Origin of the sequence: Marinifilum breve, assembly GCF_003202155.1 — a bacterium.
In the GTDB taxonomy this organism is placed as follows: Bacteria; Bacteroidota; Bacteroidia; order Bacteroidales; family Marinifilaceae; genus Marinifilum; species Marinifilum breve.
This window is the reverse complement of the sequence record NZ_QFLI01000005.1, coordinates 197,112-218,095: the sequence shown is the minus strand read 5'-3', so window position 1 is coordinate 218,095 and position 20,984 is coordinate 197,112. Positions and strand designations below refer to the sequence as shown.

Below are 20,984 nucleotides of genomic sequence, written 5' to 3'. Positions count from 1 at the left end.
TATCCGAACCGATACCCCTCCAAATAGTTTGATAGATATAGAATGTAAAAGTTGTATTTAAAAAGTTAATTCTTACGTATATCTGCTGCAAAAATACAGCTAAAATTCAAGTCTAACGTAAATCTTCTGTTAATAATTTTACTTCTATTGTAGGAGAAATACGTTCGTATAAAATATTGTAAACTGCCATGGTAATTGGCATATTTACATTGTAGTGTTCGTTAATTTCTTTGATACATTTTACAGCATAATAACCTTCTGCAATCATATGCATTTCAAGCTGTGCAGATTTTACTGTGTATCCTTTGCCAATCATTGTACCAAATGTACGGTTACGGCTAAACTGCGAATAACAAGTTACCAATAAATCGCCCAGATATGCAGAACTCTTAATGTCGCGAGAAATTGGGTGTACTGTATCAACAAAACGTTTAATTTCTTGAATTGCATTTGAAATCAGTACTGCCTGAAAGTTATCGCCGTAGCGAAGACCATGACAGATTCCTGCCGCAATTGCAAATACATTTTTTAGTACAGCTGAATACTCAGTTCCGTATATATCATCGGAAATGGTAGTTTTGATATAAGGACATTCCAGGTTAAGCGCTAGTGATCTTGCCTTTTTTGTGTCCTGGCATGCGATGGTTAGATACGATAAGCGTTCCATAGCTACCTCTTCGGCGTGACAAGGCCCTGAGATAACACCAATATTATCTAATGGTACATTGTAATGTTCATTAAAGAATTCACCAATAATCATATTCTCATCAGGAACAATACCTTTAATAGCTGAAACGATAATCTTATCTTCTAAGCTAACCGTTAATCTTTTTAAAGCATCTTTTAAGAACGCCGACGGAACTGCAAAAATGATCACATCCGAATTAAGAACTGCTTCATCCAGATTGTTGTAGAATTCAATGTGATTAAGATCGAACTCCACTCCGGTAAGATATCTTGGGTTGTGACTAAGTTGTTTAAATTGATTGATGGTATCAAGGTTTCGCATGTACCAGTTAAGCTTCAAGTCGTTTTCGCGAAGTATTTTTGCGATTGCTGTAGCCCAACTACCACCTCCAATAATGGCAATTCTCGACGATTCGTTCATATATTATTGCTAAGTCTTTTTAAAATAGAGAGTTGTTTTTGTAAGTAACAGATCTCTAATTTAATAAATATCGGAGGAAGGGAAAAATTCCCAACCTCCGATCATGTAATATTATTTATAAAATAAGTTTAAGCTAACCAAGCTTTTACTTCATCCTGGCTAGGATTTTTTAAACCCATTTTTAGTTTCTTGTTCAAACCACAAATATCCTGGTGTAGTTTGGTAGCCTTTTCTTCTTTAAGAGCTTCTACAGTTTGGAATCCAGCTTTACGAATTACAGGCATCCATTCTGGAGCAATACCTAATTCAATAAATTTTTCATCGCTATCAACTGCAGCTTTTTTCTCTGGTCTCATTTGAGGGAAGAATAGTACATCCTGAATTGAATGAGAGTTGGTCATCAACATGGTTAAGCGGTCGATACCAATACCCATACCTGATGTAGGAGGCATACCATATTCAAGAGAACGAACAAAGTCCATATCAATAAACATAGCTTCGTCATCTCCTTTTTCGCTCAATTTCATTTGTTCCTGGAATCTTTCCAGCTGATCAATAGGATCATTCAACTCAGAGTAAGCATTACAAACTTCCTTACCGTTTACCATAAGCTCAAAACGCTCAGTTAACTCAGGATTGTCTCTGTGTTTTTTACAAAGAGGAGACATTTCGATAGGGTAATCAGTAATGAAAGTTGGCTGAATGTAATTTCCTTCACATTTCTCACCAAAGATCTCATCAATTAACTTTCCTTTACCAAAAGTTTCGTCAACCTCAATATTTAATTGCTTACAAACATCACGAAGTTGTTCTTCATCCATTCCATTGATGTCAATTCCTGTGTGCTCTTTTATAGAGTCAATCATAGAAATGCGTTTGAATGGACGCTTGAAGTCAATCTCTTTGTCTCCCACTTGAACTTTAGTTGTACCGTGAAGATCCAAAGCAACTTTTTCAATCATCTCTTCGGTGAAGTCCATCATCCAGTTGTAGTCTTTGTAAGCTACATAGATTTCCATTACCGTAAACTCAGGATTGTGAGTTCTGTCCATACCTTCGTTACGGAAGTCTTTTGCAAACTCATAAACACCATCAAATCCACCAACAATCAATCTCTTTAGATACAACTCGTTTGCAATACGCATGTACAAAGGAATGTCTAAAGCATTGTGATGAGTGATAAACGGGCGAGCCGATGCACCACCTGGAATTGCTTGCAAAATTGGAGTTTCAACCTCAAGATATCCCTTGCTGTTGAATAGCTCGCGCATTGAGTTAATGATTTTGGTTCTTTTCAAGAACACATCTTTTACATCCGGATTTACAACCAAATCAACGTAACGCTGACGGTAACGCATTTCAGGATCACTAAAAGCATCGTATACTTTTCCGTCTTTTTCCTTTACAATAGGAAGTGGACGTACTGATTTTGAAAGAACAGTCATTTCGGTTGCATGAACAGAAGTTTCACCAACCTTGGTTTTAAATACGTATCCCTTAATTCCAATAAAATCTCCAATATCCAAAAGCTTTTTGAATACTGTGTTGTAAAGAGTTTTATCCTCTTCAGGGCAAATAGAATCGCGGGCAATGTATACCTGAATTCTTCCTTTTGAATCCTGAAGTTCAATAAAAGAAGCTTTACCCATAATTCTTCTGCTCATTATTCTACCTGCAATACAAACCTCCTGTAGGTTGTTCTTTTCAGGATCGAAATCTTTCAGAATATCTGTAGAATAATTATTTACATGATATTGTGCTGCAGGAAATGGATTGATACCCAAATTCTGCATTTCCTTTAGGGAATTTCTTCTAATGATCTCTTGTTCACTAAGTTCTAACGCATTCATCTTAATCTCAATAAAGTTTATTCGGGTGCAAAGATATAATAATCCCTGCAATATGTGAATGCATAAAAATAAATGCGTGTAAAAAAATAAACTAAATGTGATATTTCAAGCTAATCTTGTGGTGAAATGTCTGAATTTGAGTACGTAGACGAAAAATATTCCAATTGCATCAGATTATTCATTGAAGTGAGATGATTATTTTTTAATATTGCATCACATTTGATGGTATTTAGATTGAGTTTAAATAATTCAACGTCTAATAATTCAGTTAAAAACATACTGAATGGGGATAATAATTCAATCCTTTCGAATACCTTTGCATGAATTGAAATTTTATTGCAAGAATTATTAATTGTTGTAAGGTTTTAATGTTGATAATCAGTTGAGAGAAATAGATTATCGATAGAAATAGGGAGAAGCAGAAATGAAAATAAAAAGAAAGCCAGAATGGCTAAAAATACAGCTGCCAAAAGGTGACGATTACGCCTATGTAAATGGCATTGTTCAAGAACACGGATTGCATACAATTTGCTCGAGTGGAAAATGTCCGAATGTTGGAGAATGTTGGGGAAATGGAACAGCAACATTCATGATTTTGGGAAATATCTGTACAAGAGCTTGTAAATTCTGTAATGTTCCTACCGGAAAACCACTTCCTGTTGATACAAAAGAACCAAAACGATTGGCGCGATCAATTAAATTGATGAAGCTAAAGCATGCGGTAATCACTTCCGTGGATCGTGATGATCTGGAAGACGGTGGATCAGGAATTTGGGCAGAATGTATTAAAGAAATTAAAGAAACTTGTCCTGGAACTACCTTGGAAGTTTTAATTCCTGATTTTAATGGGAAAGAAAAGGATGTACAGAGAGTTATCAATGAAAATCCAGAAGTAATTTCTCACAATTTGGAAACAGTTCGTCGCTTAACACCAGAGGTTAGGAGTCGTGCAAAATACGACCTTAGTTTAAAAGTGCTGAAACAAATTGCAGATTCAGGTATTGTTGCAAAATCAGGAATCATGCTAGGTTTGGGAGAAACCGAAGAGGAGATTTACCAAACCATGGATGACTTGTTGGCGGTTGGAGTTAAAGTAATGACCATAGGTCAATATTTGCAACCTACTCGCAAGCACTTGGAACTTCAAGAGTATATTACTCCTGAGCAATTCAAAAAATATGAGCAGGTTGGATTGGAGAAAGGATTTTCATTTGTAGAAAGTACTCCACTTGTTCGTTCATCATATCACGCAGAACAACACGTTAACGCACTAAAATTAAAGCAGGTTTTAAAAAATGACTAATACAATTTTTAGAGACTTGGGCTCCATTGATTATCAAGAAGCCTGGGATTATCAGGAAAACTTGTTTCAGGAAGTTTTACAATCGCGACAAGAAAATGCTGATCTTCCAGTAGAAGAGAAAAACTTAAGCAATAATTACTTGCTGTTTTGTGAGCATCCACATGTGTATACATTGGGGAAAAGTGGTAAAGAGCAGAATATGTTGCTTAATATGCTGCAACTACAGGCAAAGGAAGCAAGTTTCCACAAAATAAACAGAGGTGGAGATATCACTTATCATGGACCTGGACAAATTGTTGGTTACCCAATTCTAAACCTGGAAACTTATGATATGGGTATCAAAAAATACATTGAAACACTTGAGCAGGCTGTAATTAATTGCATTGCCGATTATGGTTTGACAGGAACTCGATTGGATGGAGCCACTGGTGTTTGGTTAGATGTTGGAACACCAAAAGTTCGTAAAATTTGCGCCATTGGAGTGAGAGTAAGTAGATGGGTTAGCATGCATGGTTTTGCCTTTAATGTGAATACCGATTTGAAATATTTCGATTACATAAATCCATGTGGATTTGTTGATAAAGGAGTGACTTCATTAAAAAAAGAGCTAGGCAAAGAGCTTGATATTGAAGAGGTAAAACATAATTTAAAAAATCATATTGCAAATCTGTTTGATATGAAGCTGGAAATTGACTAATTTGGCTAGCTAAAATCTTGTATATGGAAAAGAGATGGGTAATAAATGAGCCGGGCGATGAAGAAACGGTTGGCACACTGATGGAATCATTGGGTGTTGACCGGGTGATTGCCAATCTGTTAGTTCAGAGAGGGATCACAAATTTCGATATGGCCAAAGCTTTTTTTCGTCCCAGTCTCGACGATTTGCATGATCCTTTTCTGATGAAGGATATGTGCAAGGCGGTTGACCGATTGGTTATCGCAATAGAGAAACAAGAGCGTGTAATGGTGTATGGCGACTACGATGTTGATGGCACCACATCTGTAGCTCTTGTTTACACCTATCTAAAATCTCATTTCGATTTTATCGATTACTATATTCCTGATCGCTATTCGGAAGGTTATGGTATTTCCAAAACCGGTATCGATTATGCCGCAGAGAATAATATCAGTCTGGTTATCGCATTGGATTGTGGAATTAAAGCCATTGAGAAAATTGCTTACGCAAGCGAAAAAGGAGTTGATTTTATCATTTGCGATCACCATACACCAGATGAAAATTTACCCGATGCAGTTGCAGTGTTAGATCCCAAAAGAAGTGATTGTGAATATCCTTGTGATGTTCTTTCAGGTTGCGGTGTTGGATTTAAGTTGATGCAAGGATTGGCAAACAGAAAGAATTGGCAATTTGATACGTTAATTCCTCTTTTGGATTTGTTGGCGGTAAGTATTGCATCAGATATCGTTCCCATTACAGGAGAAAATCGTGTTTTAACCTACTATGGATTAAAGCAGCTGAATGAGAATCCTCGTTTGGGATTAAAAACGATATTAAAGCTAGCTGGCGTTACAAAAGATTTGAGCGTTAATGATATTGTCTTTAAAATCGGGCCAAGAATTAATGCTGCCGGTAGAATTCAATCGGGTAACCATGCTGTTCAATTACTGATTGCCGAAAAGGAAGAGGCAGCCACGCTAATTGGAGATACCATTAATGGATTGAATGAAGATCGAAAAGAGTTGGATCATAGTATTACCGATGATGCCTTGGAACGTGTAGCAAAAAGTAAAACTCTGCTCGATAAGAAGAGTACAGTTTTATTTGATCGCAATTGGCACAAAGGGGTGATCGGAATTGTAGCATCTCGTATGATTGAAACTTATTACAAGCCAACGGTAATTCTTACCGAGTCGAACGGATTTGCAACAGGTAGTGCTCGTTCGGTTGATGGTTTCGATTTGTACAATGCAATATCCGCTTGCAGCGATTTGTTGGAGAACTTCGGAGGCCATAAGTATGCTGCGGGCCTTACCATGAAAATTGAAAATGTTAGTGTTTTTCAGCAACGTTTCGAAGAATATGTTTGCGAAAACATTACAGACGATATGTTGGTTCCTCAGATAAAAGTGGATGCCAGCATTAAACTTTCAGATATTACACCTAAATTCTTCCGTGTTCTAAAACAATTTGAACCATTCGGGCCCAAAAACATGACACCTGTTTTCATTAGTGAAAAGGTGGTTGATTATGGATATAGTCGTCCAGTAGGTAGAAATAAGGAACACCTTAAACTTTCGGTTGTTGATGATATCCGCGAAGGAGATGTAAAAGGAGGAATTGCCTTTTCAATGGGGAAATTGTATCCTAAAATTTCCAGTGGTTCACCATTTGATGTATGTTACTCAGTACAAGAGAATGAGTACATGGGAAAAGTGGAAACTCAGCTAATGGTGCGCGATATCAAATTTTAACCTTCATTTCCGATATCTTATTGTTTAAATCTTACTTAGATTGTGTCTGTTTAAGAAAAAAGTGATTTCTAGGCTGACGATTTCTAATCAAGGATCTAATTGGATTTTTAGAATTTACGCACTCCTTTGCGTTGATTTATTGAGCTTTTCGAATTTGTCAGTTTCGCGAAGCTTATTATCTTTGCGCCAATTTGTGAATTTTTAAATCCATTTTATGATCCTTACTCAAGAAGCTACGGCTCCGGGATTCCAAAGTCCCACGAAAAGAATTATTTTGGGAGTACAATTTCTCTTTGTTGCCTTTGGCGCAACGGTACTAGTCCCATTGTTAGTTGGTATTGACCCAGCAGTCGCATTGTTTACAGCAGGAATCGGAACCTTGATTTTTCATTTAATCACAAAAGGTATGGTTCCTGTTTTTTTAGGCAGTAGTTTTGCCTTTATTGCTCCAATTGTTGCCGCAACAGAACTATATGGTTTGCCTGGAACATTATCTGGCTTAATTGCGGTAGGTGTGGTTTACGGTTTGGTTTCCGGAATCATTAAAGTTTGGGGATTGCGAGTGATCGAGAAAATATTCCCTTCTATTGTAGTTGGACCAGTTATCATGATTATTGGTTTGTCATTGGCTCCTGTAGCTGTTAATATGGCCAAAACCAATTGGATCATCTCTTCTATTGCCTTGTTAACTGCCATTTTAATTGTGGTGTATACCAAGGGAATGCTAAAACTGATTCCTATTTTCTCAGCAATTGTTGTGGGATATATTGTTTCTGTAGTTTTAGGTGAAGTAGATTTTACGCCAATAACAGAAGCTGCATGGTTTGCTTTGCCAGAGTTTGTTCGTCCTGAATTAAACTGGAGTGCGATACTATATATGATTCCTGTGGCATTTGCCCCAATTATTGAGCATGTTGGCGATATGTATGCTATTGGTGGAGTAGCAAACAAAGAGTTTGTTAAAAAGCCAGGTTTAAACCGTACTTTATTGGGCGATGGTGTTGCTACTGCTTTCGCAGGATTTTTCGGAGGACCACCAAATACAACTTATTCAGAAGTTACAGGTGCAATTGCATTGACTAAGGTTGTTGATCCTAGAGTATTGAGAATTGCTGCAGTTACTGCATTGGTATTCTCATTAATTGGTAAGGTAAGTGCATTCCTTAAAACCATTCCTCAAGCGGTTTTGGGGGGTATCATGTTGTTGCTTTTTGGTATGATTGCAGGTATTGGTATTAAAACGCTTATCGATGCAAAAACAGATTTTACTAAAACCAGAAATCAGGTAATTATTTCGGTTGTACTTACTGTTGGTATTGGGGGAGCACAAATTTCATACGGTAATTTCTCATTGGCAGGCATTGGTTTGGCATCGGTTGTAGGTGTTGTTTTAAACCTGATTTTACCTGATAAATCGAAGCCAATTAAGGGAAGTGAAGTTAAGGAAGAATAGTTATTAGTAGGGGATTATTAAAATAATTAATCCGTTTAATAAGTATTCTGTTAAAAATTGATTAAATTTGATTCTGTTAACCTGAATCTTGATTTAGGTTTTAACATCCCTTTTATATATAAAGCCCCTGCAAAGGGGCTTTTTTATTATCATGAAGGCTGTCCAAATTGACAGTCTTAGTTTTTACCACAAGGTAAAACTACTTAGCATTTCGTGAATAGGAGTAGATATTAATGCTACAAAAAGCAGTAATACACCAAAAAACAGATATGTATTTGCTAAATATTTTTCCAATTTGGTGGATAACCTACCTAATAGCATGGCTAAGAAAGAAAGCATATAATAACTAAGGGGAGAAATTTTATCTTCATATTTAATATCCAAGCCCCAAAAACAACAAAGCAGTAAAATGCAATAGACAATAATTGGAAGTATGTTTCTCATATTCAATTTATTCTATCCAAGTTGTAAAACTCTTAATAACTTTCCAAACCCCTTTGTCCTTTTCTAAATAGAACCTCTCACCACTTGTTGTATAATCAACTTCAACCAACGCTTTGTTCTTTCTTTTATTGAAAGACACTTGTTTAATTACCCAATAATTTAAAACCGCAACTTCACCTTCTCCAGTGTAAATTGAAATATAATTGGAAAGTTTTTGTAATAGCGGATCAAACAACACAGGAGATTCCCATTTGCTTATTTTTCCATTTCTCCATATGGGTTTATATTCTATAGAAGAATTGATAAACTCGATGAAATTATTCAAAACCTGTTGGTTTCGTTTTGTTAAGAACAAGTGGTTTCTATCAATCTCTGGCCTAAATACAAATCTCTTATTTGAAGGGTGCATTCCTATCTTATTGAATACATCAGTTACCGAATAAGACTTGTTAGTAGTTTGAATCATTATTGAATCTTGAACCAAGATATAACAGTCATTCATACTATGGTTTGCATTATTAATTAGATCAAAAATCTCATAAGCATCTTTTATTGTATTAGATGCTTCATTGACTAAGTTTTCATCTTGCATTTTTTTTAAAATGACTCTGGTAAGGGAATCATCTATGGTATTAATGCTCTCCAGTAACTCCTTTGTAATTGTTGATTCAGTTGAGTTGATTTGCGCAAAGCTAGATATGCTTAGGTTTGATATTATAAAAAGTATAAGTAATCTCATTTTGATTTGTATAGGGGTAATCAATGCATTTCCCTTTTGGTTTAAATATCTCTTTTATTGTTTTTCTAATCCCCTGTAATGAACACTGCCTTTGGATAACTCTCGGTATTGAAAGCTGTATGCTTCTGAAAACATGTAAGAATACCAGTTCCAAAATTGAAGTGGTTTACGTTCAAAAGTTCTAAACAATTCTGTACCCTTATAATGCGGATCATCTTCCTGTAAAAATTCAAAATAGGTTTTTACACGTTCAAATTTACCTCCTTTTGAAGGAACGTAGGTAAACTTGTATTTTCCATCGTAAGTTTCATAGGTATATCCCTTGCCAATTCCCTCGGTAAAAAGATTTATTATGCCACTTAATAAATTCGCAAGAACAATTGTTATTGCTATAAGAGTGATCAACTTTCGTGTAATTTTTTTCATACTATATATTGTTTCATTTAGAGAAAGAGCATCTCGTTAGTAAGTCATGGCCGGAATAATTTCCGACTTCATTTAATTGCGTGTGGGTAAGTAGCCTTTGAAAATTGAGATTCTTGAAGAATTTTTAACTCATCCCAGGAAATTAAAATGGTGTTATATGTTTTCTCTCTTTTGTAATATGTGTTTGAAGTAATTGTAGAATCAGGAAAATGAAACTTCCAACAGAGTTTATCAAATTGACTGTAATATCCAAAATAAACCTTACATCTTGATGTGTCAAAGCGTTTTGATTTTGCGTAATTCAGAACGAATTGTTTTATGGTATCTCTTGCAATAAATTTCGATTTGTTATCCCACTTTTCTTTAGGCCAGTTGATATGCAACAGCTGCCCGTATTCATCAAGTTCTATTGATAGATTGTAGCTTTTTATGCCAATAGAACGATCGGTTAATACGAATTTTATAATGTATTTTGGGATTACTGCATTACCTATAAAGACTGCAGAATCTTTCTGAAATATAGCCTTTAAATCAATTGCCTGTGCCTGGGAGAAATGGAGACTGTCGCTCATTTCTCCTAAGATTTTCTTTAGATGTCCTTTAGTATTAAACTGAATTAATGAGGGTAAATCTGATAATGATTCAATTTTTATTAAGGGATTATGGCGATACGACCTATAACTATTATCTGTTTCTTGATTGACGATCATATTCTGTCCATAAGAACAAACATTAACAATTAAAAGTAGGGTTATTAAAACATTTCTCATCCTATCTATTTGTATTTTAATAAGTACTAACAACATTTAATTCCGATTATGCTTAAAAGGTAACCCGGCAAAATATATGTTATAGAACATTATTTATGTAATTTAATATTAAAGTACTCTGTAATGCCTGTGTACACAGGCAATAGATAATTACCTAATTAAGTAGAATGATTCTATATAGTAGTCATGTGTTGACCTCTGGTATAATGTTCACTAAGTTTATATATGTAATGATATAAACAACTGATAAAGAACCACAATAAAAGTGAATAGCATCCCACGCATATAATTTATGAATATTACGCATTACAAGTGTAGTGCAATTTTAGAATAGGGTATGTTGTGCCTTTTAACTCGCGCATCATGCATAGTAATAATTTTTAAAATTCAATATTATGGAATATTCCTTGTACGATTGTATGTTAACCAAAGACAATCCCATAGATAAGCTTGGGAAAGTGATGAACCAGAAGCCCAAAAACTTTGGGAATTTACTGGTTAATCTTACTGGGCCAGGTTCTATTTTAAAGGAAACAGAGTCGAAAGCGGTGATCGAAAAGTATTGGGAAACCATTATCGACTTTGTTCGTGAAGGTTATAGTTATCACGACGATCACATTACTGTGAATTTGGACATTGCCGGTGTTTTCGAGGACGAAAACGATAGGTTCGATCCATCGCGACACAGCATTAATGTGAGTATTGTTCCTTGCAGTGAATTAAAGGCAGCTACTAAGAATATTAAGCCTACCTATGTAAAACCTAATAAGGAAGTGCCGGAAATTATGAAGGTTTACGATTGGGGAACTGAAAAAATGGATGAGTTTCTTACTCCTGGTGCAGCATTGGAGATTGAAGGTAATGCACTTAAAATTTACGAGGAGATTGATGGGCAAGGTGTGTTTTTCATTAACAAGGCCGATGGGGTAGAAACCAAGGCTGGCATGCCTAAATTAAATGAGCCTAAGAAACTTTCTTTAAAAGTTCCTGCTTTAAACCCAGGTCAATATAGAATAGAGATTCGCAATACTACCAGAAATGGGAAAATATTACGAATCGGAATATCAACCGCATATTATACGGTCCAATAAGTTTGATTGTTCAATTGCTTACAACAGCCCGCATCTGATTCTATGGTGCGGGCTTATTTTATGCTTTACTTTCTTTGAGCAGGGGCATGCTCCCACCGAGAGCAGGGTCGTGCTCCTACCGAGAGCAGGGTCGTGCTCCTATCGAGAGCAGGGGTGTGCTCCTATCGAGAGCAGGGGTATGCTCAAATGGGTAATTGAATAATTAAAGTAAAAATCGCTTAAAGCACTAAGAAAGTTTATAATTAAATTAGGCTCTGTATGATTTATAGTAGGTAGTTTATAAAATTAGCTAGCTTATAAGTTAAAAAATTATTTCTACTTTGTTCGAACTGCATTAGTGGGCATTGGAAGGACAAGCTTCTTATCCGCAGAAAACATATAGAGAGACGGGGAAGCTTCGAAGAATTGAGAAGATCACTCCGCCGAACTTAATGTTTTCAAGTAGAAGGAGTTTGTGCTTACACGCCCTAGATTTTTTGCTTACTTTTTCATCGATGGAAAAAGTAAGAGCCATGCGGCTTGAGCAAAATATAGTTAAACTAAAGAATTATTGTTTTCAAATAATAATCGATATAGTTACCCACTATATTTCATATAGAACCTTAAATTACTTCTGGTAGCGAAACTGATACCTGCCGTATTCGAATTGGTTTTGCTGGCCATCCTTGGTAAAGAATCCTTTGTTGTCGCACAAACCATTGCCGTAGCTGTAGGTGCACGATTCGTTCTCTGCCGTAAACAATACTTCTCCTGAAGCAATAAATTCGCAGGCATGACTTACTAACAAGGGTGTTAATATCTCTGATTGGTATTCCCTTCCTTCCGAGTTGATGCCGGAGGTGGTACCGCTAATAAAAAACTGATCATCCCAATGGTTGTTTGAGGTTTCGTATCCTTCAATCCATTCTCTGCTTAGCTTTCCGCTTAGGGTGTAGGTGTTTTCTTTTTCGTCGGTAAATAGGATCTCTTCGAAAGTAACATCGAAAGTTAGGTTTTCGAAGCTTGCCGATTTTCTACTGTCCACTTTAATGCTACCCGTAATGTTTAAATTGTTGATGTAGTATTGCTCGAAGCTTACGGTATAGCAGCATTCTTCGCTTTTGAACTCACCTTCTATTTGTGTGGTGATGCGTCCTCTTTTTAGCTTGCCTAAGTAATCGCTGCTGTTTTGTTGTCCGTAGTTAATACTTAGTGTTTTTGTGTTTTCCTGATTGTTGTTATCAGCAATCTTTACAAAGGGTATGGAGTCTTGTTTTGTGGCAATGCCATTGTCGATACTCAGCATGTTGTACTCCACTTCGTTCAGGATATTTTCCAGTATGGAATTTACCATTGCATTTTCTTCCACATTTACCGCGTTGGTAATGTTCATTTCCAGTTCATGCTCATTCGAATTGCACGAGTACATCACAAGCATAGAGGCTAACAAGTAGCATACTTTCTTCCCAAATCTCATCATTCAACTTCTTTTTTAGTGATATGCAGAGGTTTACGAGATTGTTTAAGAAAAGTTATACAAGAATAAATTCAAGTAGATTGTTTGAAATGTTTTTGAAGTAAGAACAAGCAAGCATTAGAACATGTACTTGATGCCAATATTTAAAGTCGTTGGGTTGTATTTTAAATCAACAAGTGTTTGGTTAGAACCGCCTTCCTCCTTAAGATCGAATTTTGAGAAAAAGGATTTTCTCAGTTCAGTGTTGAGTATCCATCTTCGACTTAACTCATAATCGTAGGCCAGAATTAAATGAACCCCAATTCGTCCAGATTCTGAGAATGATACTTCTGAACCATTGGTTTCATAATCTAAATCTATTTCTTCTATCATCGCCAATCCTGCCCCGGTATAAAGGGTTGATTTGTCATTTTTGTACAATGAATAAAGTCCATCTAGATAGATGATGTTTGAGGCATAGTTTCCATCGTATTCCAAATTGTCGATACTTGTGGACGAACTGTTTGATTTGTATTCCCAGCCCAAAACAGTTGCTATTTTTTCGTTCCATTGATATCCGATCGAGATGCCCGATGAAAAACCAATTTTTGTATCTATATGTATTGAATTCAACAATTCAGCATCTTGTCCGTTGATATTCATGTTGGCAACATGGCTTCCACCACCATACAGTTTCAGAAAAAATTTGTGCTCTTGATTTTTATTCTGAGCTTCTGTTTTAATGCTTGAAAAACAGAGTACAGAAACGATTATTGCAATGTGATGTACTAATCTCATAGCTGGAGTTTTTATTAATTTCTATACCTCTCATAACAAATGGATTTTGATATTGTTTAAAAGAGATGCATTACGGGCAAAAAAAAATCCCTCTCTACCGAAGTAAAGAGGGATTTTGAATATGGAAAATTCTATTCTGATTTTTGTGCTATCAATTAGGCAAAATAGAATTTGATAATAAACAATACCACTATAACAATCATTACCGGGCTAATTTCTTTGTAACGACCCGTAAGTAATTTTAAAGTTACGTATGATAACATCCCGAAAACAATACCATCAGCAATACTGAAAGTTAATGGCATCATAATGATACAAAGGAATGCTGGAACCGCTTCTGTAAAGTCGTTCAAATCAACTTTCAAGATTGGCGACATCATGAATAAACCAACAATTACCAAAGCAGGAGCTGTAGCAGCTGAAGGAATCATGATAAATACAGGAGCAAATAACAATGCCAAAGCAAACATACCAGCAGTTGTAAGTGCTGTCATACCTGTTTTACCACCTTCTGATACACCAGCAGCACTCTCAACGTAAGTAGTTACAGTTGAAGTACCCAAGATAGATCCGAAGAATGTACCAACAGCATCGGCAAATAAAGCTTGTTTTACACGAGGTACACGACCATCTTTATCCAACATATCAGCTTTAGAAGCTACACCAACCAAAGTTCCTACAGTATCGAACATATCCACAAATAAGAATGTGAACAATACGATAGCCATATCAATGGTGAAGATTTGAGAGAAATCGAATTGGAAGAAGATAGGAGATACTGATGGAGGAAGACTTACAAATTTGTAGTTTTCCGGCATGTGAGTTACTCCTAAAATTAATGCCAATATGGTTGAGAAAAGGATACCGATTAAAAGAGATCCTTTTACGTTTCTTGCGAAAAGAACACCTGTTACCAAAATACCAACTAATCCTACAATTACGCTTGGGCTTTTCATATCGCCTAAGCTTACCAATGTAGCAGGATTGTCAACAATAACACCAGCTCCTTTTAATCCAATAAATGCAATAAATAGACCGATACCCACCGAAACAGAGTGTTTCAGGTTCAACGGAATGGAGTTAACGATTAGCTCGCGAATGTTGAAAGCTGTTAATAAAAGGAAGATGATACCTTCAAGGAATACTGCAGTTAAAGCAAATTGCCAGCTGTATCTCATTCCTAATACTACGGTAAATGCGAAGAATGCATTTAATCCCATACCAGGAGCCAATGCGAAAGGTAATTTAGCAACCAAAGCCATAACTAAAGTTGCGATGATAGCCGAAATAGCAGTCGCTGTAAATACAGCACCTTTGTCCATTCCGGTTGCACTTAAAATATCTGGGTTAACCGCAAGGATATATGCCATGGTCATGAAGGTAGTGATACCTGCAACAACCTCGGTACGAAGGGTTGACCCTAGTTTGGTAATGTTAAAAAACTTATCTAACATGATTACTAGTTTTTAATTGATGATTAGAAATTCCACTTCACTGCAAGAGTTGGACGAACTTCGAAATCGCCACCTGCAAAGTTGTTAGAGATTTCAACCTCTCCACCGAAAGAAACATTTTTAGTAGCATTGTACCATAACTGAGGCTCAGTTAAGAATACAGTGTCATCAGATAAACCATTTTCAGTCCAAAGGTCAGCAAAACCTGAGAAAGTCATTTTACCATCGAAGAAGTTAACATACCAAGTTCCTGTAATTTGGAAGTTAGCATCATCAGCATCTTTAATAGCTTTGTAACCAGCATAAGTTGAGAATCCTGATTTAGCACCACCTTTTGCGTAGTTCACACCAAAAATCCATGCATCGTTAATGGTATAACCAAAGTTATCAGCATTACCAACACCACCATTGTACTCAATGTGTAAACCAACTGGCATTTTCTCTGTTTTTAATACACGAGCAATCTCGAAGTATCCTTGGTTGATACCGTTATCTGCATCGTAATCAAAATCAATGAATGTAAAAGTGTTACCCCACTTGTCCATTTTGAACATTTCAAAAGTAGTTGTGAAGTGTCCACGGTCGAAATCGCGGTGTAATTGAAGGTTTTGTGCGTTAGCAGCAAAAGAAACCAAAACAGCGAAAATAGCAAGTAATTTTTTCATGATAAATTAAATGATTGTTTAATAGAATTTAATTAGTAAAAAATTTATAAATGGTTGTTTAATTCTTTGTGATCTCCTTTAAGTGGTTGACTACTGTAGGGCAACCAGTTTCCTTTAATTTTTGATAGGATTGATGTCCGGATGCAATTAAAATACAATTACAACCTAACTTCTTCGCAACTTCATAATCGTGTGTGGTGTCGCCAAACAGGCAAACCTCACTGGCTTTTAGCTCATGTTTTTTCATTAACTGTAAGCCATTGTCAATTTTCGAACTTGCGTATATATTATCAATTCCTGATATCTCATCGAAATACTTAATGATGTTCTCATTGCGAGTTGATTCATTAAGCATGTTTTGTTCCATTGCTGATAAAATAAATTGCTTTTTCCCCTCCTTATTAAAGTGAGATAGCAAATTAACAGCTTCAGGAAAAATTCCTGATTGTGGCAATAAAGATGTGTAATGATCTATGAATTCATTTGCAGCTTTATCCCAATCTTCGGTCTCAAAATTAAATCCTACTGCTTCGTAATAACTTTTCACAGGAAAAGTAAATACTTCGCGATAGTGCTCGGTTGTTAGTAAAGGCAATCCTCTTTTGTTTAGCATTTTGTTGATGCTAAGCACTCCAATGGATAAATCGTCGAGTAAAGTTCCGTTGTAATCCCAAATAATTGCTTTAAAATCTAACATGCCAGCTTTAGTTTAGGATTTGAGGTTAGACAAAGAGTTGCTTTTGTAATCGAGTGAAAGTCGATAGAATCTATTTTCATTTGTTTGTCTCTTAATCCTGCTTTTATTGAGAATTGTTTCAATTGTAATGCAAGGGTGTTGAGAAAAACAAGGTAATCCTTTTTCGTGTCTGGGAAAGAACATCCACCACAGATGTAATCAGTAAGTTCTTGAATATTTTTCAAGGCAGCCAAAGTACTCTTTTGGTTTTCGCTAATTTGTACAATGGAATTTGGTTTAAGTTCGGACGAACCAGATATGCAGTCGACAACAACTCCCGTTTTGTTTTCGGAAAGTACAAGGGTTTTGTTGATGTATGGAACATGCAGATTTGTGTTCTCGCTTACACGCTCAGTTCCCACTTCGATAGGATCTGTATCGTAATCGATAATCGCATATTCTATGTCTGCTCGATCTAAAATGCGAGCTGCATTGGTTTTCTTCATCCTTTCGTTTTTTGGCCCAATCTTGAAGGTTTTTCTTCTGATTGGGAATTACCAGTTTCCCAGATGATATTTTTTTAATGAGCGGCAAAAATAGTAAAAATTTTAAATTTCAAAATTGTTTCGATTCAATTGCAAAACAGATAAAGTGTAGAAGCCTTGTTTTTAAAGGGCATAAGTGATGAATAAAAAATGTTGTTTTAATTTTAAATGAATTAAAATTGTATTGGAAACAGCATTTATTAGTTTCGTTTGGATTTTGGATAAGGGTCATCTTATTTAAACTTATTTTTTAAACTGAATTTGGTATCTTTTATTATTCAATCATTTCTTATCGTCAAATAAAAATTGAGTTATGGTAGTTATTGAAGCTCATGTGGTTCCTGAAGGAACTGAAAGCATCCGTTTGCAAGAATATGCATTGCATATTTTCTCTGGAATTAATACAAATCAGGGAATCAAAAAAGCCATTAAGCGAGGCTTAATTCGGGTAAATGGATTACAGGCTTCAACGGGTTTGTGGGTAAAAGCTGGTTTTAAAATTGAACTGTGCGATTTAGAGCTGCCACCAAGTAAGATATATAAGTTGCCATTGGAAGTGGTTTATGAAGATGATCATATTGCTATAATTAATAAACCTGGTGGGATTTCGGTAAGCGGTAATCGGTTTCGTACGGTACAAAATGCTTTGCCTTACAATCTTCGACCTTCGATGAGGAAGAATGCTTTACCTGTTTTTCGTCCGGTTCACAGGATTGACAGTCCTACCTGTGGATTATTGCTTGTTGCTAAAACGGCTGATGCATCTGCCAAATTGGGCAAACAGTTCGAAGATCGGTTGGTAAAGAAAAGATACAGAGCTGTGGTGATTGGCTCTTTGCACGAAAAAGGAAAAATTGATATGCAGGTGGATGACAAGGATGCGGTAAGCACATTTAAGTTGGTGAAAAAATCTCCATCTATCCGAAACAGATTTTTAAGTATGGTTGATTTGTATCCTGAAACGGGAAGAACACATCAATTAAGAATTCATATGGCAGGTATCGGCAACCCAATTTTGGGAGATAAGATTTACGGTACAGAAGGGGAAATTCTTCGAGGGAAAGGATTGTTTTTATGTGCAGCCGAGTTACAGTTTACTCATCCTGACTCTGGAGAGGAGATGAGTATTTCCATCGATCCTCCATATAAATTTGGTCGATTTATGGAGATGGAGGAAAAACGATGGGAGAAATACAATTCGGAAAGTGAGATTGTGTAAGCATTACTCGTAAAAAGCCTCAATTCCCGGGTATTCAAATTTTTTAATAGCCATTTCTTGTGGGAAAATCATGTATTGGACTTCAGCTTCAGAACACACTTTTCCTGCTGGGTCAAGAATCTCTGCATGAATGGTTGCAAATCTTCGGTCTTTCGAAATTAGTTTTCCGCGTACGGTTAGATTTCCCTTATCTGTGAAGGCGGAGTTTTTAAATTTGGCATTCAAAGCTGTAGTTACTCCTGCAGTTTCACACTTTACAAATACTACCCAACAGGCTATTTCGTCGAGAATGGTAGTTTGAATTCCACCATGTAAAACATTTTTAAAACCAGAAAGGTGAGTTTTTGGCTCCCATTGGGAAACAACATATTCGCCATCTTCAAAAAAATCCATTTGTAGGCCTTGTTCATTATCAGGCGAACAGCCAAAGCATTTTCCGTTTTCTGTGGAACGATATGGGTTGATGATCTTCTTCATGATACGATCTTAAGAGTTAATTTAAGAATCCGAAAGTACAACAAGAAAATGATTGTGGAAAATCTAGAAACGAAATTTTAGCTGAAGTTTTACATCTGATTTTGTATCTCCATGAATCAACGAAGTTCCTGATCCAATGCTTTCCGTATTGGAGTATTTTGTTTGAGCATACCTGGCATAAAAGGTGATTCTGTTACTGATTTTATAATTCAAATTTAGATAGAATCGGCTTCCTTTATTGTAATAAGCCGGAACGGAGTAGGCGTATAAAATGTCGTTTTCATAGGCATAAATTCTTGTGTCGTAAGAATCGGTGTCGAATAATGCATACCTCAAACTGATGTTTAATGGAAATTGAGAAAATCTGTAAATCAAATCCTGATAAATAAGAAAGCCATTTTCGTTTTGTTCTGCCTGCTTGTATTTTGAAAATTCTATTCTGTTTCTGATTTCCCAGTTCGCTGCGGGTTTTGCTGATAGATGCAGGCGATATTGAGTTTTTTCATATTCAACAGGGATATTTATGAAATCAGCATCCATGTTATCAGCCTTGTTTTCTTGCTTGTACCTAAAATAGATGGATAGTTTATCGCTGTTTGTGTATTCTATCTGTGTAAAATATTCATGACCATCGGTAGGCGAATTGCTCGAATGTCTTAGCCATGGAAATTCAAATTGATCGTAGTAAACTTTTATGCTCCATTTGGGAAATGGATGAAAATCAATCCCGATGTAAATCCCTTCTTCATTTTGACTTCTGCTCTGTTCCGAAAAGGAATTGGAGTAGTGTGCGTGAAAATTCTTATCGTATTTTCGATATATGGTTTCAAGGTTGAATTGTGGATGTATTTGGATGTTGGCTCCTTGCAGTATTCCAATGCCTCCCGACTTTGATTGAGCAGCTTCTCCAAATAAATGTATGTTATTGATTTGGGTTTGATAGCTTAAGCTGAGGTTGTAATTGTTTTTACCCGTGAAATTGAATTGAGAGTATGCTTTCTCTTTGATTTGAATTTCTGGAGAGTAGGAATATTGAATAAAAGCAGCACCAAACTGGGTGTTCTTTAAATTACAAGTGAAATAGCCACCAAACAACCTTTCTTTTAAAGCATCTTTTTTATCCAATTCGTTCTTGTTTCGGTGCAAGCCTGTATTTACGATGCTCGATGCAAATGAAGAAATGGTGTCGGTGTCAGCGCTAGCATCTATCTTTTTGTAAGAGGCGAATGCGGCAAAGTCAATTCCCTTTAAGGGGGATATGATGATGGATACTCCTCGGAAAAATCGGTTTTCATCAGTTGATTTATAAGATCTGATACCTTGGTATTTTCTTGCATTTTGAGTGGTAAAGGAAGATTTCTTGCCGCCCATGCCTGACCATAGACTTAGACCTTGACCAAATTTAATTTGGAAATCGCCTAAGTTGACCCGCTTTAAAAATCCGTTTGATTTTTTTTGAACATGAGCCGAGTAAAAATCAAATCCATTTGAGTTTTGATCCTTAAAGAATGGTTCTCCCTTATCGTTCTCAGCAGTAAAACCAAAAACTATTCCTGATTTTGGAGATTGGATTTGGTATCTGCTGTAATATTTCCAAGGTTTTCCCAGGTATTTAGAATTCTCATTAGCGGTTTTATATCCTGCTTCTTTTTGAAAATTGTGTTCGCTTCTGATTAAGAGTTGATGCTTTAGGTTTTTAACGCTAATTGGTTTGGGGTTTGCCTTCGTGGAAATTAAAGGAGCGATATTTTTAACCAATTCTGCAGAAAAGCCTTTAATTAATTGTATTTCGTAAATGCTAAGTATTGCTCCATTTTCTTCTCGGTATTTGATTAATTGTTCTATTTGGTTTTGATTTAAAAAGTATAGTTTTTCAAGTTCATGAGAATTGGCTGTATTGATGTTTAATGGATTTTGAATCAATTTGGTAATTTCTTCCAATAGATTGGTGTAATCAGGATTTTCTTCCTCTTGTTCTGCGATATTTTCAATGATTCGCTCTATTAAATCTTGTTCTACTGCAGTGTTCTGAGCAGTGGCGATACTCAAATAAGAAAAGAACAATATCAATGGTAATATGCTGCGAATTCGTTTCATGATT

General features: G+C 36.0%; 20 protein-coding genes. 6 read left to right on the top strand and 14 right to left on the bottom strand.

Features of this window, described 5'->3' with window-relative positions; genetic code table 11:
- Positions 1 to 112 precede the first annotated feature (112 nt).
- On the bottom strand, positions 113 to 1,108 hold the full coding sequence (locus tag DF185_RS12865; protein WP_110361156.1) for an NAD(P)H-dependent glycerol-3-phosphate dehydrogenase: 996 nt from the start codon (positions 1,106 to 1,108) through the stop codon (positions 113 to 115).
- A 128-nt stretch (positions 1,109 to 1,236) separates the two neighbouring features.
- Entirely contained in the window at positions 1,237 to 2,958 is a 1,722-nt protein-coding gene (gene lysS / locus DF185_RS12860; RefSeq protein WP_110361155.1) for a lysine--tRNA ligase, read from the bottom strand.
- Positions 2,959 to 3,382: 424 nt separating this feature from the next.
- Between lysS and lipA the strand changes: the two genes are divergently transcribed.
- The 4 genes from lipA (at position 3,383) to DF185_RS12840 (ending at position 8,144) form a co-directional block, all read left to right on the top strand.
- Positions 3,383 to 4,261 (top strand): lipoyl synthase, encoded by an 879-nt coding sequence (gene lipA / locus DF185_RS12855; RefSeq protein WP_110361154.1) that lies wholly within the window; start codon positions 3,383 to 3,385, stop codon positions 4,259 to 4,261.
- Positions 4,254 to 4,958 (top strand): lipoyl(octanoyl) transferase LipB, encoded by a 705-nt coding sequence (gene lipB / locus DF185_RS12850; RefSeq protein ID WP_110361153.1) that lies wholly within the window; start codon positions 4,254 to 4,256, stop codon positions 4,956 to 4,958. The genes lipA and lipB overlap by 8 nt, the downstream gene beginning before the upstream one ends.
- Before the next feature lie 23 nt (positions 4,959 to 4,981).
- Positions 4,982 to 6,691 (top strand): single-stranded-DNA-specific exonuclease RecJ, encoded by a 1,710-nt coding sequence (gene recJ / locus DF185_RS12845; protein ID WP_110361152.1) that lies wholly within the window; start codon positions 4,982 to 4,984, stop codon positions 6,689 to 6,691.
- Between the two features lie 214 nt (positions 6,692 to 6,905).
- Positions 6,906 to 8,144 (top strand): uracil-xanthine permease family protein, encoded by a 1,239-nt coding sequence (locus DF185_RS12840; RefSeq protein WP_110361151.1) that lies wholly within the window; start codon positions 6,906 to 6,908, stop codon positions 8,142 to 8,144.
- Between the two features lie 183 nt (positions 8,145 to 8,327).
- On the opposite strand, the gene DF185_RS23495 is transcribed toward DF185_RS12840, so the two are convergent.
- The 4 genes from DF185_RS23495 to DF185_RS12825 form a co-directional block, all read right to left on the bottom strand.
- The gene (locus DF185_RS23495) at positions 8,328 to 8,588 is read right to left on the bottom strand and encodes a hypothetical protein (RefSeq protein ID WP_133250034.1); all 261 of its coding nucleotides are present in this window, start codon (positions 8,586 to 8,588) and stop codon (positions 8,328 to 8,330) included.
- A 7-nt stretch (positions 8,589 to 8,595) separates the two neighbouring features.
- Positions 8,596 to 9,327 carry a hypothetical protein gene (locus DF185_RS12835; RefSeq protein ID WP_110361150.1) on the bottom strand — a complete coding sequence of 244 codons (732 nt, stop codon included), beginning with the start codon at positions 9,325 to 9,327 and terminating at the stop codon, positions 8,596 to 8,598.
- A 54-nt stretch (positions 9,328 to 9,381) separates the two neighbouring features.
- Positions 9,382 to 9,753 (bottom strand): hypothetical protein, encoded by a 372-nt coding sequence (locus tag DF185_RS12830; protein WP_110361149.1) that lies wholly within the window; start codon positions 9,751 to 9,753, stop codon positions 9,382 to 9,384.
- A 68-nt stretch (positions 9,754 to 9,821) separates the two neighbouring features.
- On the bottom strand, positions 9,822 to 10,325 hold the full coding sequence (locus DF185_RS12825) for a hypothetical protein (RefSeq protein ID WP_133250033.1): 504 nt from the start codon (positions 10,323 to 10,325) through the stop codon (positions 9,822 to 9,824).
- A 593-nt stretch (positions 10,326 to 10,918) separates the two neighbouring features.
- Here DF185_RS12825 and DF185_RS12820 point away from each other — a divergent pair.
- Positions 10,919 to 11,614, top strand: a complete 696-nt coding sequence (locus tag DF185_RS12820; protein ID WP_110361147.1) for a DNA-binding domain-containing protein — start codon at positions 10,919 to 10,921, stop codon at positions 11,612 to 11,614.
- Between the two features lie 607 nt (positions 11,615 to 12,221).
- On the opposite strand, the gene DF185_RS12815 is transcribed toward DF185_RS12820, so the two are convergent.
- The 6 genes from DF185_RS12815 to DF185_RS12790 form a co-directional block, all read right to left on the bottom strand.
- Positions 12,222 to 13,073, bottom strand: coding sequence for a hypothetical protein (locus DF185_RS12815; protein WP_133250032.1), 852 nt, complete (start codon positions 13,071 to 13,073; stop codon positions 12,222 to 12,224).
- Positions 13,074 to 13,187: 114 nt separating this feature from the next.
- On the bottom strand, positions 13,188 to 13,847 hold the full coding sequence (locus tag DF185_RS12810) for a porin family protein (RefSeq protein WP_110361145.1): 660 nt from the start codon (positions 13,845 to 13,847) through the stop codon (positions 13,188 to 13,190).
- Positions 13,848 to 14,002: 155 nt separating this feature from the next.
- Positions 14,003 to 15,301, bottom strand: a complete 1,299-nt coding sequence (locus DF185_RS12805; RefSeq protein WP_110361144.1) for an NCS2 family permease — start codon at positions 15,299 to 15,301, stop codon at positions 14,003 to 14,005.
- 23 nt (positions 15,302 to 15,324) lie between these two features.
- On the bottom strand, positions 15,325 to 15,966 hold the full coding sequence (locus DF185_RS12800; protein ID WP_110361143.1) for a DUF5020 family protein: 642 nt from the start codon (positions 15,964 to 15,966) through the stop codon (positions 15,325 to 15,327).
- A gap of 58 nt (positions 15,967 to 16,024) precedes the next feature.
- On the bottom strand, positions 16,025 to 16,663 hold the full coding sequence (locus tag DF185_RS12795) for an HAD family hydrolase (RefSeq protein ID WP_110361142.1): 639 nt from the start codon (positions 16,661 to 16,663) through the stop codon (positions 16,025 to 16,027).
- Positions 16,657 to 17,148, bottom strand: coding sequence for a YbaK/EbsC family protein (locus DF185_RS12790; protein WP_110361141.1), 492 nt, complete (start codon positions 17,146 to 17,148; stop codon positions 16,657 to 16,659). The genes DF185_RS12795 and DF185_RS12790 overlap by 7 nt, the downstream gene beginning before the upstream one ends.
- A 352-nt stretch (positions 17,149 to 17,500) precedes the next feature.
- Between DF185_RS12790 and DF185_RS12785 the strand changes: the two genes are divergently transcribed.
- A complete protein-coding gene (locus DF185_RS12785; RefSeq protein ID WP_110361140.1) occupies positions 17,501 to 18,406 on the top strand; it encodes an RluA family pseudouridine synthase in 906 nt (301 codons plus the stop codon).
- A gap of 3 nt (positions 18,407 to 18,409) precedes the next feature.
- Here DF185_RS12785 and DF185_RS12780 read toward each other — a convergent pair whose 3' ends face one another.
- Together DF185_RS12780 and DF185_RS12775 are read right to left on the bottom strand one after the other, a co-directional pair.
- Positions 18,410 to 18,883 carry a PaaI family thioesterase gene (locus tag DF185_RS12780; protein WP_110361139.1) on the bottom strand — a complete coding sequence of 158 codons (474 nt, stop codon included), beginning with the start codon at positions 18,881 to 18,883 and terminating at the stop codon, positions 18,410 to 18,412.
- A gap of 63 nt (positions 18,884 to 18,946) precedes the next feature.
- Entirely contained in the window at positions 18,947 to 20,980 is a 2,034-nt protein-coding gene (locus DF185_RS12775; RefSeq protein ID WP_110361138.1) for a helix-hairpin-helix domain-containing protein, read from the bottom strand.
- Positions 20,981 to 20,984: the final 4 nt, after the last annotated feature.